Origin of the sequence: Paenibacillus sp. 2TAB23, from assembly GCF_052115165.1 — a bacterium.
Classification (GTDB): domain Bacteria; phylum Bacillota; class Bacilli; order Paenibacillales; family Paenibacillaceae; genus Pristimantibacillus.
This window is the reverse complement of record NZ_JBFRGD010000010.1, coordinates 234,656-250,555: the sequence shown is the minus strand read 5'-3', so window position 1 is coordinate 250,555 and position 15,900 is coordinate 234,656. Positions and strand designations below refer to the sequence as shown.

Below are 15,900 nucleotides of genomic sequence, written 5' to 3'. Positions count from 1 at the left end.
TGTTTTCGGCTGAATCGGTTTCGTTCATCCTGTTACCCTGTTTACGAGAAGTTAAGAAAGGCAATAATTGGTGTATATCGATTCTGAAGGAGAACAACAATGAAATCTGCTGAAAAAATATCGGCAACTCAATTAAGTTTTTTGCTATTTTCCTTCATAGCGCCAACCGTCATTCTTATCATACCAAGTTTGATGATTAAGATTTCCAAGCAAGACGCGTGGATAACGATTTTCCCTGCTGTCTTGATCGGGTTTATTAACATTTGGGTCATGACCATATTGTCCAATCGCTACCCCGGTCAAACCATTATTCAGTACAGCTCACAAATTGTCGGAAAATGGCTAGGAAAAGGTCTCGGCTTGTATATTATTTATTACTGGATTAATTTTGATTTCATCATTCTTAACCAGCATATCCAGTTTATCAATACGGTTCTGCTCCACAAAAGCCCGCCAATCGTGGTTAGTTTATCGTTAGCGCTTTTATGCGGCATTGCTGTCTATATGGGAATCGAATCAATAGCTAGATCCAACGAGTTCCTTGCCTTAGTCATGTTTGTTTTGTTGATTCCGCTCTTGATGCTTATGCTCGCGGAATATGATCCTGAGCGTCTTCGTCCTGTACTGAGTAACGGTATGTTCCCCGTTCTTCAAGGTGCGATATTTCCTGCCGCATATTTAAGTCAATTTTTTATTTTAGGCTGGCTTCTTCCTTATTTAAACCAACCGAAAAAAGCATTCAAAGCTTCGTTTATTGGGTTATGTACGATCTCTGGTCTTCTAGCCATTACTGTTTTACCTTTGATTATGATATTTGGCCCTTTGACGGAAAAATTGACTTTTCCCTTATTAAGCGTCATTCAGTATATAGGTTTTCAAGGAAGCTTTGAACGCTTGGAAGCTTTAGCGGTAGCGATATGGGTTATGGGCTGCTTTGTTAAAATATCCCTGACCTTCTTTATTATCTGTCTAAGTTTTTGCCATCTTTTTAACCTTAAAAACTATAGGGATTTCGTTATCCCTATAACGATATTGTCCGTATTAGGATCGGTTTCTGTTTTTGTGAATTATTCCACCGATTTGAGTCATTATCTTAAATATACTTATCCGAGCCATGCCTTATTTACCCAAATCATTTTACCTATTTTCCTTTTGATCATTGATACGGTAAAAAGGTCATGGAAAAAGTCGGCTCTTTAGCATTCATTGTTTTAAAATGATTTTCCCGATGGGTTCAAATATGGTTTTCAATGGCGTAATTGTGCTTGGAACATGAACCTTGGCAAATATGAAAGAGCCGAAGATCATGCATATCCCCATCAAGCCACTATATAATATAGCCACTCTAGCTTGTTGTTTTTTCAACAAGCTCTGAACGCTGTAGATAGTCAAGCCTAACATGCCGAGTATAAAAGCTGCGATTTGCACAATCATTTCTCGCCCCCCTCAGCTTGCGATCCGAAAGAAGAATGTACCATTCCGGCTCCTTTTATCGTCAAGCTTACTTCAATCGCTATAGATGCCTTTGGAAACAGCGTATCCCAATTTGGTTTCAAAACAGCCCACTTCTCAGGGTAATTCTTATAGATTTCTTGGCCAAAACCGACACTATCCACTTTATATTTCTTTTGGATTTTAAATAGAAAAGCTTGAACCTGTTCCTTTACAGCGTTTTCCAACTCTTTTTTTATAATCTTCAAATGATTCGGCTCGTTAATGTCCAAGTTCGAAGTGTTCTCTGCCAAGCTCCCTTGACCTTCAAGCCGGATCTTAAATTGTACGGAATTATTTAAAGGCTGTGTTATGATTTTGCTGTGTGCATGGTTCAATACCAAACCAACTTCCCCGCCATTGGGTAAATTAGTTGTGATACGGCCGGTCTTGAGCTTATCTGTCACCCACAAGAGCCCCAATGTATCTTTTTCATTTAATAAACCAAATAATTTGAAGTCTTTAAAGACACCAGAGCCAGCAAAATTAAATATTTCCTTATCTGTATCTTTGGTGTGGATATCGGGTTCAATGGTTCCTGCAACGGGATGAACCCCCTCACTTGCATACGTAATAAAAAAATCACGTAAGGTGACAGCCACATCCTCACCTGAAATTTCCATTTCCTTCACCGCTTCAATTGATACTTGCTTCAAGGGATAATTCATTTTCAGAATGTTCCGGCCTTCTCCCCCTTTCACTACCATGATATAGGTCTTTAAGCGATTCTTTGGATCATGAGTGAAAATATCCAGAACGTCGCCGATTCCATGCTTAGCTAAACGTTCGCTAACGAAAATGACGCTGCGATGTGAGAGAAATAACATACGAGAGCTTTTCTTCTGAAGCTTTCGGTGAATCTCGTTTCCATCTTTGCCTTCTGCGGATATAATGAAGAACTGATTATCTTTCCCGCCACCGCTTCTCCCCCCTTCAATGGATGCAGGTATGGCGATTTGAAGGGAACATAAGATATTGCCGTTATCCGTAAGATCTAATGCCGTAGCCGTAACAAATGCAAGATCATTAATTTCAGTACGATCCCAACATCCGCATAGGATAACAAATACGAGCAATATCATAGCTTTTGCTATTCTCATCTTTAACCCCCCAATCCTTCTATACACCGTCATCCTACTGTCAAAGGCTGCTAATTCCTTCCTTCTCGCGATTTCGGCTTTATTGAATGGCGAAATTTCATCCAAATCGGTATCCTTATGAAAACATCCTTCAAGGCGGTAAATTTAAGCGGAGTGATTGGAGAAAAATAAAGAACACCGAACGAACGAAGTGAGGTCACGTGTAGAATGATGCCTAGAAATCCTAGAACAATACCATAGAGTCCCATAGTCCCCGCTAAAAATAACATCGGAAAACGAAGGAAACGGATTCCGTTTGCAAAACTATATCGAGGAATCGTAAACATGGAAATTCCAGTGATGGACACGATTATAACTACCGGAGCGGATATTAATCCTGCTTGGACAGCTGCCTGGCCAATGACTAAACCACCAACAATGCTTATAGCTTGGCCGATCTGTTTAGGCAGCCGAATGCCGGCTTCCCGTAGAGCTTCAAATATGATCTCAATAAGCAAAGCCTCAATCATCGCAGGAAAAGGTACAGCTTCTCGAGAGGCTGCAATACTTAGCACAAGATTAGTTGGGATCATTTCCTGATGGAAGGTCGTAATCGCTACATATAAAGGTGGAGCAAAAATCGCAAAATTAATAAAAAGGAATCGAATCCACCGAACAAAGGTAGCGACTGGCCAACGAATATAATAATCTTCGCTTGCTTGAAGTCCCGTCCAGAACGTCATCGGAACAATAAGGACAAATGGAGTTGTATCAACCAGGATGGCTACTTTTCCTTCTAGCAATTCAGCAGCGACCACATCAGGACGTTCCGTGCTATGAACCTGAGGGAATGGTGAATAAGGTTGATCCTCGATAAATTCTTCAATATACCCTGAGTCAAGAACACCGTCCAATTGAATCGGCAGCAATCTTGTTCTCACTTCTTCAACTAATGTATCCTCCGCAATACCCTTTAGGTATGAAATGGCTATTCTAGTTTGGGAATGCTCTCCTAAAGTCATATACTCAATCTTTAATTTTGACGTTTTGAGTCTTGCGCGTATTAGACTTATGTTTGTAGAAATGTGTTCGATAAAGCCGTCTCTTGGTCCGCGAATGACCGGCTCGGAGGACGGTTCATCAAGACTTCTTTTGGTTGAACCGGGAATGGAAACCGTCATCACATTGCTACTGCCTGCAATGAGAACAGCGGCATGACCTTCCAACAAATTACGCACAGTATCTGATAATTTTGTAGAGTTGTTCGTGGAGCCAATAGAAATCCACTTATTTTTTAGATCACTTGATGCATTTGGAATATGTTGTATTAGCAATGGTTTAATAATATGCTCATCAAGCAATTTTTCATCGATCAAATTATTTATGTAAACTACGAGACATTTCATATTAGAATTATCTTCTATCCATCGGTACTCCAAGTCTGAACAATCCAAAAACGTTTCTTTTAGAATCTTTTCGTTTTGCTCAATTTCCTCAGTAAACTCTATTTCATTTTTCTCCTCTAGAATAGTGCTTTTCATTTTAAGCTTTTCTTCGTATTTTTTGGATTTACCTCTTATAAACCCTCTCATGAAAGTACCTCCAAATTGTAGAATTCATGCTGTTATTATTCCAATTGAAGAAAAACATATTCGAATAGTCATGAAGGTGCATGCTGAGTTTTAGCCGATGGCGTAAGCTTGGACGCTAAAAAAAAAACCCGCAGATCATTTTTGATCTGCAGGGCTAGAAGTATTGTTTTCCTCTTCATTTGAGTTGCCTTGGCGATTTTTGATGCCATACCCGATTTTTTTAAGAACTTCAATCAGCTCAAGCTTCTCCTCATCTGTCGCAAATGACAAATTGTCAGAGATTGTCTGGACATGCTGCGGGAAAATATTGTCAAAATATTTCTTTCCTTCATCCGTCATATTCACATTTGTTTTCCGTCGGTCACCCGGGATAGGTAAACGTTCCACAAGCTCCTTCTTCTCCAGCTTGTCTACCACGTAGGTAATGCTCCCGCTTGGAATCGAGAAGGCTTCGCTTATTTTCTGAATAGGCTGCGGGCCCTTGTTGTATAGGAATTCTAGAATTTGAAAGGTCTCCATACTAAGCCCATAGCTGTCAATATCGTGCTCTAAGCTGCTGTAGAGTGTTGCCACCATGTTTTTAATTACGCGGATTAGCCTCAAATCGAGAGCTTTTCCCTCATCAGAGCGTTCTGTCATTTTCAACCGCCTTTTCTGGTTTATATACGCTTAAGCATTATCCTATAATTATTTATTCTATTGATATTTAATATAGTTCGATCATTTGCAGATGTCAACTTGCACAAGAAATTAGTGGGCTATGCCATGTGATTCCGGATGGTAAAACTTTTCGCAAACAAAAGGGGCTGTCCCATAAGTCAGTAGTTTGACGATGTTCTATCTTTGTTGTTCAGGTTAAACGGCAAACTGCACATTTAAATATCCTTCCGATCGCCGTTGCTCAAAGATTCCTTTGAATCAACGAGGTAAGGCCCAAATCCCTTCACAAAAACGACCGCTGACGCTTCTCCAGAATCATTTAAATGCTCTGTTTAACACAATTTGCTGAAGAAAGCAGCAAGAGACCAAAATCAAAAACAAGCGTTGCAGAATAGCACTCTGCAACGCTTGTTTAATTCGAATTTCTTCTTATTTTCGATTGTACGAGCTGCTTCTTCAGGGAGCGCCCCTTTTGAGTCAGCCCCTATTTATTATTCGTTTATGGACCCAGTACTTTCAGCCTTTAGGCTTGCAGCAAGCTTCTGGCGATACTCCAACACAGGCAGCCCGCCCCAACCCCAATTTTCGGTATCAACCTCTTCGATAACGACGAAAGTAGATTCTAACGGCTTGTTCAGTACGTTGAGCAGAAGCTCACTGACTCCTTTAATGAGCGCTGCCTTCTCTTCCGCCGAGACTGTCTGTCGATCTGATGCTGTGCCCTCACGGGTCACTTGAATCGTTACGATCGGCATAGGATTATCCCCCTTCTATTTGAATAGCTAAGCCTTTTTATTCTACTTATTGATTTGATTAGTGTCCCGCATTTTGTCCACCATCAACATAAAGGGTTTCACCCGTTACGAAGTTGGCTGAATCCAGATATAAGACGGCATCAACGATTTCATGCGATTCGCCCATTCGCCCCATTGGATGTAGTTTAGCTAGCGCTTCATGTGACTCAACAGGATGCATAGGGGTTTTAATAACTCCCGGTGCGACTGCATTCACGCGAATGCCTCGGGAAGCATACTCAATAGCTAATGATTTGGTCGCAGATTTTAGGCCGCCTTTCGTTAATGAAGCGAGTACAGAAGGAACAGAAGTCGATGGTTGATCCACCAGACTCGTTGTGATCGTAACAATATGCCCCGTTCCTTGCTTCAGCATTTCCGAGACCGCATGTTGGGTCACATGGAAAAAGCCGACGACGTTAGTCGAAATATACGTTTCAAAGTCCGCTTCTGAGTACTCCGTAAATGGCTTGGAGATGAAGATGCCTGCATTATTAACCAGCGTATCTACGCGTCCAAAGTGAGCAACACTATCGTCAATTAAGCGTTTCGCGGTCTTTGGGTCTGCAACATTGCCAGCAACAAACCACACATGTTTGCCAGTAGGATCGATTTCTTTTGCAGCCATAGATAACTCCTGCTCTCGACGTCCATTGATGACGACATTCGCTCCACGATTTACCATCTCAATGGCCATAGCTTTCCCGAGCCCGCTGCTTCCGCCAGTTATGACAAACACCTTTCCCCTAATACTCATTTATAAATTCTCCTTTTCTGTGTGTGTAATTCATCGCAGCTATTTAATTAGCTTCAAATACGTTATTAAATTCATTTGGAGATCGAAGACCGGATAGGCTAATCTCCTCATTAATGACAAAGAATGGTACGCCTCTAATTCCCAGATTTTGCGCGCTGCGTTGGCCATCTTCAACTTTTTCAAGCCCATCTCCTTTAATAAGGCGTAGTTTGAGTCCAACTGCATCCTCTTTGACACCGCTAGCTCTAGCTATTTCCACAAGTTCATCCACATCACCGATATTAATCCCTTTTTCAAAATAGGCCGTATAGATATTGTCTATCAATTGCTCTTGCAATTCCTCAGGTGCAATCGCAATTAATTGATGGGATAACGTCGTATTCGGCGTATATCTCACAATATCCATATTAAATGCAAGGCCGAATTGAGCACCGGTATCGTTATATTGCTTCATTCTAGCTTCGAATTGGGTTTGACCGCCTAATCTTGCAATCATAACCTGGCGATAATCTTCTCCTTCAAGGCGAATACCAGGGTTAAGCTGATAGGCGTGCCAACGTACGGTAGCCTTCGTCCCATCCGGCAGCTGCTTCAAAGCTTGTCTCAGACTGGTCGTTCCCATACGGCACCAGGGGCAAATCGTGTCCATATAAACGTCTATGGTCAAATTTTTCTTCATTATTCACCAGCAACCGGTTTTACCGTTTTGATATGTTGTACGTAATCGATGCTGCTTTGCACTAGACGTTCCTCCGACACATCGGAAGTGTCGCTTAGTGAGAAATGTGGCAAGTATTCAGCACTAATGAAACGCGCCAGCGCTTGCATTGGGTTCAATATTTCTTCCAAGGTGAAACGATTGGAACCTGTTGCTTGATAGGACTCCTTCGTACCGTAAGTCGAGATCGCCACTCCGATTTCTTTCCCTACTGTTTTTGTAGCATCCGGTCCGTAAGCCCAGCCATAAAGCAATACGGAATCAAACCATTTTTTCAATAATGGCGGCGTGCTGTACCAATAAAGCGGATATTGAAAAATTATGCGGTCATGCGCTTCGATTAGCTGCTGCTCTTTGGAAACATCGATATTTTCATCTGGATATTCTTTATATAATTCATGAATCGTGATATCATCATGCTTTTTCAATTCTTCCACCCATGATTTATTCCAGTGGGATGCCTCGATGTTCGGGTGAGTAACGATTACTAATGTTTTCATTTTAGTTGCTCCATTTCATATTTTTTATTTGAATTACTGGACAAATTGCCTATATTCTAGTTATTTATTTTCGAAAAAATCTGTATTTTTCATAAATACACTTTCTTGTTTGAGAACTAATGGTCCATCAAGCTCAGAGATCCGTCTCACTTCAATCCATTCAGGATCGCTGCGGAAACGATCATAATTCAGGTTTCGCATCTCCATATTGGCATGCTCTACGACATAATAAAGACGGTTGTTTGCTTCATCCGCATCTTCCCAAAATCGCAGCACCTTCATGCCGTGATTCATGAATAATGGAATAACATGGTCTCTGAATCTGTCCTGGATAGCTTTCATTTTACCTGGATGAACATCATATATTCGGAGCTCATATAACATCTGTTTGCACCTCCTTCAAGCAAAATAGCAAAATAGTTTCATTTCTAATTCAATGATGGTTTTCTGCTTACTGCCGTTTCTGCTTGATGACAACCTTATTAATATACCTATTAAAAGATAGAATATCCAGATTAGAAATCTTGTACCTTTCAAAACCTTAAATAAAATGACTTTTCCTCTTTTGCTAGTTTAACATTTAGCATATCCACAACATTTGTGAATGACTCAGCACTAGCAATCGATGACTACGAAGTGTCTAAAATAAATATTCGCTTTGTTTTGATTTTGTTCATGTTTGTATTCTACCTTTTAGTAGATAGAGTGTCAACCTAAACTCTCAATTTTTCGGATCCTTTTTCTACCTATAAGAAGATAGAATTTGTCTATCAATATCCGCTTGCTTTAGATTAGAGCGGATATTAGACCTTTGGCAATCATATCAAATCGATTTAAATCACGGAAACTTCTCGCAAGCAATTGTGCGCCTTGAAGAGATGCAAGAAACTGATGAGCGAGCACATTCGAGTCACCTTTAAAGCTGAGTTGCCCTTCGCGGCGTCCCTGTTCCAATACTCGTTCCAACCATATCAGATTCGCGGTGAATAACTCTGCAATCCCTTCTCTGGTTTGGTTTGACAAGGTTGCCAGATCTGTGGAAAGCATGACACCCATACAAATACAATAATCTTGAACAGGTCCACCATATAACGAAATGAATTTCCGCAGTTTTTCTAGATTGTTTTCCGTTACAGAATCAATTTCAGCTATCCCAGAAATGAAATTTTTGTAATACCTCGCAATCAAAGCATTCCCTAGATCCTCTTTGTTAGGGAAATAATAATGAATGCTAGCCGTACGTATTCCTACTTTTTCTGCAATATGCGCATAGCTGAAACCGTTAAATCCGAATTCCTGTACGATCGACTGGGCAGTGTCCAATATTAACTCTGCTGTATTTTTGTTTTTGTTCATGAAGCAATTCTACCTTTCAATAGATAACCTGTCAACTTGCAGGTAAACGGCAACCTGCAGTCAAGGGCTAAACGCTTCTGCAACATATGAATATTCCAAATCCGGTCAAACGCGCGCAATGTTATTGCATTCAAGCCTATGTCTGCCGATATATTGGTGCCCCTAGCGGTGCAGCGCTCGCTCCCCCGTCAACGGCAATTTCTGCTCCTTGTACGTATGAAGAATCGTCTGAAGCAAGGAATAAGGCAGCCTGCGCTACTTCTTCCGGAATACCCATTCGGTTAAGAGGGATCGTACGAGCATGTACAGCCTCCAGCTTTGTTATTTCTTCAGGTGTTGATCGTTTCCATATGGGAGTACGTGTTGCTCCCGGCACTAAAGTGTTTACGCGTATGCCCCGTGGCGACAATTCGGATACTAACACTCTTGCCATGCTGCTAATAGCTCCTTTACTCGCCGCATAAGCTGCTCTTTCCGGAGCTCCGTCTGTTGCTCGTGTGGAGCCAGTCAAGATGATCGATGCGCCTTCCTTCAGGTGGGGCAAAGCGGCCTGTATTGTAAAAAAAACGCCAGTTACATTAACCTTAAGCACTTCTGCAAAAACGGAGAGCTCAGTTTTTCCTAAAGGCGTAGGAGCTGCAATACCAGCATTAGCGAATACGATGTCAAGTCTGCTGAAAGCCGCAACTGCTCTGGATACCACATTTTCCATGCTTGCTTGATCGGCAGCATCCGCCTGAATCGCAAGGATATTGGGTCCAATATCCTGCGCTACCGAGCTTAACGTATTTTGATCCCGTCCAGTTATTACGACTTTCGCACCTTCTGCAATGAACAATTTTGCTGATGCCAATCCGATTCCGCTATTGCCACCTGTAATCAAAGCCACTTTCCCATCAAGCTTTCCCATTGTGGTTAACTCCTTCGAAGATGCTTTCCACATCCATTCTCTTTTGACAATGATAGTCATGGCTATTCAGCAAAGTTCTATTATCGCTCGGCCGGTCTTACATCCCAAATCCGTGCAAAATTGCGCTAACGAAGACCATACTCTATATCAACTGACTACGTTTGTTTCTACTTGGATATTGCCTCGGACCGCTCTGTAATAAGGACATATCTCATGAGCATCTTCGACAAGCTGCTTAGCGATACTGTTTTCAACGCCGTTAATCGTAATATCCAATTTGACTGCCAATACGAAGCCATCATGTTCATCTTTTCCTAACGAAACCTGAGAAACGATTTTTATGCCTTCAGCCTTCATTTTCTTGCTCCGAAGTGCAACACTTATCGCACCTTCGAAGCATGCTGCAAAGCCAGCAGCGAATAGCTGCTCTGGATTGGTTCCATTTCCACCAGGCCCGCCTAATTCCTTAGGTGTTTTAAGGTCTACGTTTAGAATTCCATCGTTGGAAACCGCATTGCCCTCTCTGCCACCCTGAACGTTAACAGTAGCCGTGTACAATTTTTTTTGCATAATGATCATTTTCGCAGCTCCCCTTGAGTAACTAATTTCAACTTAATTAAGTTGTCCTGTTGCTGTTTATTTATGAAAAATCATCAAGGATCCAACTGTAAAAGCTAGCTTTACCAAGCGGTCGCGCCACCATCAACTACGTAGTTGGCACCTGTAATGTAAGATGCCCGGTCAGAAGCAATGAATACCGCGAGTTCCACAAGCTCTTCGGGTTGACCGAAGCGTTTGAGAAGCGTCTTTTTGGTTATCGCGTCCCGAGCTTCTTGGTTGTCACCGAGATCTCGGTCACTTGCCGGAGTTAGGAAAGGCCCTGGACTAATCGCCACTGCACGGATACCGTGCTTTGCGCCTTCTAGCGCGAATTGCCGCGTCATTGCGATAACTCCAGCCTTCGCTGCGCTGTGTCCAACCATCGGAGGGGTCTCTCCTGCGATCAAGCCTGCCATGGATGCGACGTTGATGATAACACCTCCACCGCGTTGCACCAGATGAGGCCATGTAAATTTCGACACAAAGAAGGGAATGTCGAGTTCGCCGGTGATGGTTCGCCGCCAGTCTTCGATAGAGAAGTCGGGCATCGGGCCAAAATATTGGATAGCTGCGTTGTTGTAAACAACATCAAGCCCGCCATAAACAGAAACCGCATCCTCCACCATCTTCTGAACCTGTTCCGGATTAGTGAGATCCACCGGTGCAATGCCTGTCATTTCACCGCCAGAGCGGCGCAAGAGTTCAACCGTCTCGTTATTGGCTTCAACATTGATGTCGCACCCGACCACCTTTGCTCCTTCACGCGCAAAGGTCAGAGCAGCGACGCGTCCCAGCCCTCCGCCTGTACCGGTTATAAGCACAACTTTATTATCAAGAATTCCCATCATTATTCCTCCTGTCAGCGTTTTACGAGAGAGACTGACCAATCCAGCCTTCACCTGTACTTGTTCTTTGACTGAAAGTTAATATCGTAAAAAGATCGCCAAACCATTCATTGGAGAAATGGATTGATTACGATTTGGATTTCCCTTCCTCCGCTTCCCATTTTGCTACCTCTTCCCGGACCCGCGGTGCGACTTCCTTGCCCAATAGTTCTATAGCTTTCATAACATCCTCATGCGGCATAGTTCCAACGGGTAAATGCAGAAAAAATCGTGTGAACCCCAAATGTTTGCGCATTTCAATAATTTTGTTGGCCACCGTTTCGGGATCGCCTACGTAAAGCGCACCTTCTAGGCTGCGTGATGCATCAAAGTTTGAACGGGTATACGGCGCCCAACCGCGCTCCTTGCCAAAATAGTTAAACGATGCTTGTGTAGGAGGAAAATATTTGTCGACCGCAAGCGAAGTACTCTCTGCAATGAACCCAAGTGAGTGTACGGCTACCTTTAGTTTCGAAGCATCGTGTCCTGCACGGGCAGCAGCATTCTTATAAAGCGGTATTAGTGGAGCAAATTGCAAAGGGCTTCCACCAATAATAGCCAAGACAAGCGGCAATCCAAGTACCCCTGCTCGAATGACCGAATCCGCATTCCCTCCACTGCCGAGCCATACTGGCAATTGATTCTGAACCGGACGCGGATACACACCAAGATTCGTAAAAGCAGGCCGATGCCCTCCTTTCCAAGATACGATCTCCGAATCCCTTAATTTTAAAAGTAGTTCTAATTTTTCCTCGAAAAGTTCATCATAGTCATGCAAATCATATCCAAACAATGGGAACGCATCGACCATTGAGCCTCTACCCGCGATAATCTCTGCACGCCCATTGGATAGGCCATCGAGCGTCGCAAATTGCTGAAACAAACGTACGGGATCCACGGCAGAGAGCACCGAAACCGAGCTGGTCAAGCGTATCCTTTTCGTCACGGAAGCTGCTGCCGCCAGCACAACAGCCGTAGCTGAATCCGCAAATTCCTTACGGTGATGCTCGCCTACCCCAAATACATCCAATCCAACCTGATCAGCAAGGACAATTTCTTCGACAACCTCACGTAGACGCTCCGCTTGACTTATTGTTTTGCCTGTTTGAACATCTGGAGTTGTTTCGACAAACGTATCTACACCTATTTCCATTTTCAAATCCCCCTCCTATTAAGTAAAATACATCTCTCAGAAAAAGTCCGATCCATCGTTTTAAACATTGCCTTCACGATTCTTGATACCGTATCCGATTTTCTTCAGCACATGAATGAGTTTGAGCTTCTCCTCGTCTGTCGCAAATGACAAATTGTCCGAGATGAATTGAGCATGCTTAGGAAAAATATTATCGAAATAACATCGTCCTTCCCCAGTCAAGGCTACATTCGTTTGCCGTCGATCATCCGGTGCTGCAAGCCGTTCCACGAACCTCTTTTTCTCCAGCTTATCTACCACATAGGTGATACTCCCGCTTGGAATCGCATTGGCTTCGCTTATTTTCTTGATGAGCTGCGGTCCTTTGTTGTAAAGAAGCTCGAGAATCTGGAAGGTTTCCCTATCCAGATTATAGCTGTCAATGTTGCGTTCCAGGCTCACGAACAGAGCTTTTACCATCTTGCTCATTACCCTTGAAAGCTTCACGTCAAGAGCCACACCCTCAGCATCCCGTTCCGTCATTCTCCTACCACCTTATCTGACTATCTTAAACAAAGAATAATCAAACTCTGCACCACCCTGATGTGTCTAAGGGAATAGCTCTTCCTTAAATCTCTCTCACCAATTCTCGAAGCTTTTCTCTTATAATGTGTTCCAGTTCAAACCGATTACGACTACGGCAAGGATAAACAGAATGATAGGCATCATGGCTTTAACTACTGGATCTTTGACACGAACCAAATGGACAAGAACCGCAAAAAACATCGTAACCGCCATTAAGACCCCGCCAACCACAGCGTATGCATCGTTCCATATGCCAATAAAAATAATGGCTGCGGCGATGACCTCTACGAATCCCGTAAAGTTCCGCATTGCTGATGACAGCTTGTACCTCTTGAATTCATCCACCATCTGTTTGCTGCCAAACTTACTAAAACCAAACATCAGAAACCCAATTGCTAAAATACTTTGAAGCACGATCGAAAAAATATGCATACTCTCACTCCTCTAATTTTTATACTAGAATTATTTAATCTAAAATTATTTAATCTAGTTATATATAATATAATAATATGATTTAAATCTGTCAACACAAAAAAAGGACAGAGATGCTTCCAAAGAAGAACCTTGCCTGACAAAAACGCTTTAGCGTTCAATGAATCTGGAAATACATTTTTTCCGCATTAGGCAGCTTGGCGTCCATATATGTCTACAATCGATCTGTATATTATGGGGTTATAAAATTTATAGATTCAAACACTTTCATGTCAAACAAATATCATCCTACATGGGAATCCTTCGTTTTAATGCCCTACAGATAATAAAAAAAGCAGGGCCATCCCTGAAAGGCGAAGCCGCCAAAATGGGAACCCTACTAATGCATGTGATGCTTACATTCATTTGAATCTTGCTATTCGTATCCGCGCTGAAATCAAAATAAAGGATGGCTCCTTTATTCTATTCTAAAAGTGTCGACATTTTTTCTTGCAAATCTTGGTTTAATAGGTTCAAATGCTCACCTAGAGCGGCAATCTCTTCGATCGAGCCAAGCTGCTCTTCTGTTGCGTTTAATACAGTTCCGACATTAAGAGCAGTCGTTTGGGAGACATGGTTCATTTCTGCGACAGATGCAGCAATTTCTTCTGAGCTTGCTGAAAGCTGCTCGGCGACTGCAGAAACATCATGGATTTGTTCGGAGACATGTCTGGCGCCAGAAATAATTTTTTGGAAGGCGTTACTTGTTTCTCTTACCTTTTGCACACCTGTGCTAACTTCATTACGAACATCCGACATGGCTCTAATTGACTGCTCATTTTTATTTCGTATGTCTTCAAGAATATAAGTAATTTGTTTAGCAGCCTTCGATGATTGTTCAGCAAGTTTCTTAACTTCTCCAGCAACAACAGCAAATCCTCTGCCATGCTCACCAGCGTGTGCAGCCTCAATAGCAGCATTCAGTGAGAGCAAGTTCGTTTGAGATGCAATGCCAGAAATAAATTCAATAATTTCACGTATCTTGTTGGAACTCTCGCCCAATGAATGAATAAGCATATCGGATTCATTTACTGATTCCGTAATGGCATTCATTTGGATCATAACACTTTGCAAAGAAATATTGCCTTCCTCCGCTTCTACAGCAGATTGCATGGATGCCTCGTAAACAACAGCAGATGCTTCGGCTATCCTAGAAATTCCTTCTGCCATTTCTTCCATAGACCGAGTGCTTTCATCACTAAATGTAGCAATTTGTAGACTTCCTTGAGAAATTTGCTCGGTGCTGAATTTAATGGCTGACATACCTCGTGAACTTTCGGTAGTTGATGCTGAAAGTTCATCTGAGTAAGAGGCAATTTGATCCGTTGAATCAACTAACTCCATAATCGCTAAGCGATGTGCACGGCTTATATGTGCTGTGGCAGCAACTGCTATTTCAGTTTGTGCAGAAAGATTTGCATCGTTTTTTGAAAAATCAGCATTCAAGCCATTGATGTAACGTTTTCCTGCTAAGAGCAAGTAACCTCGCTTCAGGGCTTTTAGAATCTTTAATGCTTTATTTTTTTCGATCACATTATTCAGTCCCTTGTCTTAAAATGAAGTTACAATCTAATGATAAACTCTCCTCCGCCATTCATATTGACTTCCTCAATCGTAGCCAAAGATTGGAATTTACGAGCAAAACCTCGCAAAATCCCCAAATTGACCATTGCAGGGTAAGGAACATTACAAATAAAACGTATGGTTTTTGTATCTTCTTGAATACATTTGTATTCACCATAGTTTCCATTACGATGATTCAACTGATAGGCTACATTCAGCAGAGCAACTGCTTTCTCAAAACTATTAATTTCCGGAGGAAAAACCGAGTTTTTAGGAATGTACTTACCAATTTCAAGCAATAAGTTGCTTCCAACCGAAGCAGAAAGATCTGTAATTACAGTGATTACATGATCAAGCGAGTACCATGCTTCTAACTCTAATTCTACGATTCCTTTTTCTGCAAGCAATGCCTTTACCCTCTTCTGAAAAACACCGCACCCCTCAATGACACTTTTAACGGCCGATCCATGAACTTCAACAGACATTTTCAAATCCTCCTCTAAAATATTAAAACTTGATAGACCCAATATGCACTAGCAAGTTATAAGATGAACGTACTCCATCACAACTTTGTTCATAACCTTGTATCATGTTCATAATTGAGAATCCTCTTGGTTAAAGAATTTAAATTAATCATATGCTACATGTTTTGTAGAGTCGACGGACAATGAGTATCATTTTTATAGATAATATAAAGACATTTATCGTTCGGAAATGCCATAATTAAACTGCATTTTGAACAAGAAAAGCAGTCTTCACAGGATTCATTTGTGAAGACTGCTTTATGGAAATAAATGTATATCCTTCT

At 41.9% G+C, this 15,900-nt stretch carries 19 protein-coding genes; 1 reads left to right on the top strand and 18 read right to left on the bottom strand.

From position 1 onward, the window contains the following. The first annotated feature begins 99 nt into the window (after nt 1–99). The gene (locus AB4Z29_RS16580; RefSeq protein WP_441944141.1) at nt 100–1,200 is read left to right on the top strand and encodes a GerAB/ArcD/ProY family transporter; all 1,101 of its coding nucleotides are present in this window, start codon (nt 100–102) and stop codon (nt 1,198–1,200) included. 3 nt (nt 1,201–1,203) lie between these two features. On the opposite strand, the gene AB4Z29_RS16575 is transcribed toward AB4Z29_RS16580, so the two are convergent. From AB4Z29_RS16575 to AB4Z29_RS16490, 18 genes are all read right to left on the bottom strand, one after another. Further along, nucleotides 1,204–1,434 (bottom strand): hypothetical protein, encoded by a 231-nt coding sequence (locus AB4Z29_RS16575; protein WP_441944140.1) that lies wholly within the window; start codon nt 1,432–1,434, stop codon nt 1,204–1,206. After that, nucleotides 1,431–2,591 (bottom strand): Ger(x)C family spore germination protein, encoded by a 1,161-nt coding sequence (locus tag AB4Z29_RS16570; protein WP_441944139.1) that lies wholly within the window; start codon nt 2,589–2,591, stop codon nt 1,431–1,433. The genes AB4Z29_RS16575 and AB4Z29_RS16570 overlap by 4 nt, the downstream gene beginning before the upstream one ends. Before the next feature lie 50 nt (nt 2,592–2,641). Beyond that, nucleotides 2,642–4,162, bottom strand: coding sequence for a spore germination protein (locus tag AB4Z29_RS16565; protein ID WP_441944138.1), 1,521 nt, complete (start codon nt 4,160–4,162; stop codon nt 2,642–2,644). Nucleotides 4,163–4,297: 135 nt separating this feature from the next. After that, nucleotides 4,298–4,801 carry a MarR family winged helix-turn-helix transcriptional regulator gene (locus AB4Z29_RS16560; RefSeq protein WP_441944137.1) on the bottom strand — a complete coding sequence of 168 codons (504 nt, stop codon included), beginning with the start codon at nt 4,799–4,801 and terminating at the stop codon, nt 4,298–4,300. 512 nt (nt 4,802–5,313) lie between these two features. Beyond that, a complete protein-coding gene (locus AB4Z29_RS16555) occupies nt 5,314–5,577 on the bottom strand; it encodes a tautomerase family protein (RefSeq protein WP_441944136.1) in 264 nt (87 codons plus the stop codon). Between the two features lie 58 nt (nt 5,578–5,635). Continuing rightward, nucleotides 5,636–6,373, bottom strand: coding sequence for an SDR family NAD(P)-dependent oxidoreductase (locus tag AB4Z29_RS16550; RefSeq protein ID WP_441944135.1), 738 nt, complete (start codon nt 6,371–6,373; stop codon nt 5,636–5,638). A gap of 43 nt (nt 6,374–6,416) precedes the next feature. After that, the gene (locus tag AB4Z29_RS16545; RefSeq protein ID WP_441944134.1) at nt 6,417–7,052 is read right to left on the bottom strand and encodes a DsbA family oxidoreductase; all 636 of its coding nucleotides are present in this window, start codon (nt 7,050–7,052) and stop codon (nt 6,417–6,419) included. Further along, on the bottom strand, nt 7,052–7,591 hold the full coding sequence (locus AB4Z29_RS16540; RefSeq protein ID WP_441944133.1) for an NAD(P)H-dependent oxidoreductase: 540 nt from the start codon (nt 7,589–7,591) through the stop codon (nt 7,052–7,054). The genes AB4Z29_RS16545 and AB4Z29_RS16540 overlap by 1 nt, the downstream gene beginning before the upstream one ends. Before the next feature lie 60 nt (nt 7,592–7,651). Beyond that, nucleotides 7,652–7,975, bottom strand: a complete 324-nt coding sequence (locus AB4Z29_RS16535; RefSeq protein WP_441944132.1) for an NIPSNAP family protein — start codon at nt 7,973–7,975, stop codon at nt 7,652–7,654. Nucleotides 7,976–8,377: 402 nt separating this feature from the next. Then, on the bottom strand, nt 8,378–8,947 hold the full coding sequence (locus AB4Z29_RS16530) for a TetR/AcrR family transcriptional regulator (RefSeq protein ID WP_441944131.1): 570 nt from the start codon (nt 8,945–8,947) through the stop codon (nt 8,378–8,380). Between the two features lie 136 nt (nt 8,948–9,083). Continuing rightward, complete coding sequence (locus AB4Z29_RS16525) at nt 9,084–9,857, bottom strand: SDR family NAD(P)-dependent oxidoreductase (protein WP_441944130.1); 774 nt, start codon at nt 9,855–9,857, stop codon at nt 9,084–9,086. Nucleotides 9,858–10,004: 147 nt separating this feature from the next. Then, on the bottom strand, nt 10,005–10,436 hold the full coding sequence (locus AB4Z29_RS16520) for an Ohr family peroxiredoxin (RefSeq protein ID WP_441944129.1): 432 nt from the start codon (nt 10,434–10,436) through the stop codon (nt 10,005–10,007). A gap of 101 nt (nt 10,437–10,537) precedes the next feature. Continuing rightward, a complete protein-coding gene (locus tag AB4Z29_RS16515; protein ID WP_441944128.1) occupies nt 10,538–11,305 on the bottom strand; it encodes an SDR family NAD(P)-dependent oxidoreductase in 768 nt (255 codons plus the stop codon). Between the two features lie 124 nt (nt 11,306–11,429). After that, nucleotides 11,430–12,494 carry an Atu2307/SP_0267 family LLM class monooxygenase gene (locus AB4Z29_RS16510; protein WP_441944127.1) on the bottom strand — a complete coding sequence of 355 codons (1,065 nt, stop codon included), beginning with the start codon at nt 12,492–12,494 and terminating at the stop codon, nt 11,430–11,432. Between the two features lie 60 nt (nt 12,495–12,554). Beyond that, nucleotides 12,555–13,016 carry a MarR family winged helix-turn-helix transcriptional regulator gene (locus AB4Z29_RS16505; RefSeq protein ID WP_441944126.1) on the bottom strand — a complete coding sequence of 154 codons (462 nt, stop codon included), beginning with the start codon at nt 13,014–13,016 and terminating at the stop codon, nt 12,555–12,557. 120 nt (nt 13,017–13,136) lie between these two features. Then, nucleotides 13,137–13,490 carry a DoxX family protein gene (locus AB4Z29_RS16500; protein WP_441944125.1) on the bottom strand — a complete coding sequence of 118 codons (354 nt, stop codon included), beginning with the start codon at nt 13,488–13,490 and terminating at the stop codon, nt 13,137–13,139. A 462-nt stretch (nt 13,491–13,952) separates the two neighbouring features. Then, nucleotides 13,953–15,062, bottom strand: coding sequence for a methyl-accepting chemotaxis protein (locus AB4Z29_RS16495; RefSeq protein ID WP_441944124.1), 1,110 nt, complete (start codon nt 15,060–15,062; stop codon nt 13,953–13,955). 29 nt (nt 15,063–15,091) lie between these two features. Beyond that, nucleotides 15,092–15,577 carry a hypothetical protein gene (locus tag AB4Z29_RS16490; RefSeq protein ID WP_441944123.1) on the bottom strand — a complete coding sequence of 162 codons (486 nt, stop codon included), beginning with the start codon at nt 15,575–15,577 and terminating at the stop codon, nt 15,092–15,094. Nucleotides 15,578–15,900 lie beyond the last annotated feature (323 nt).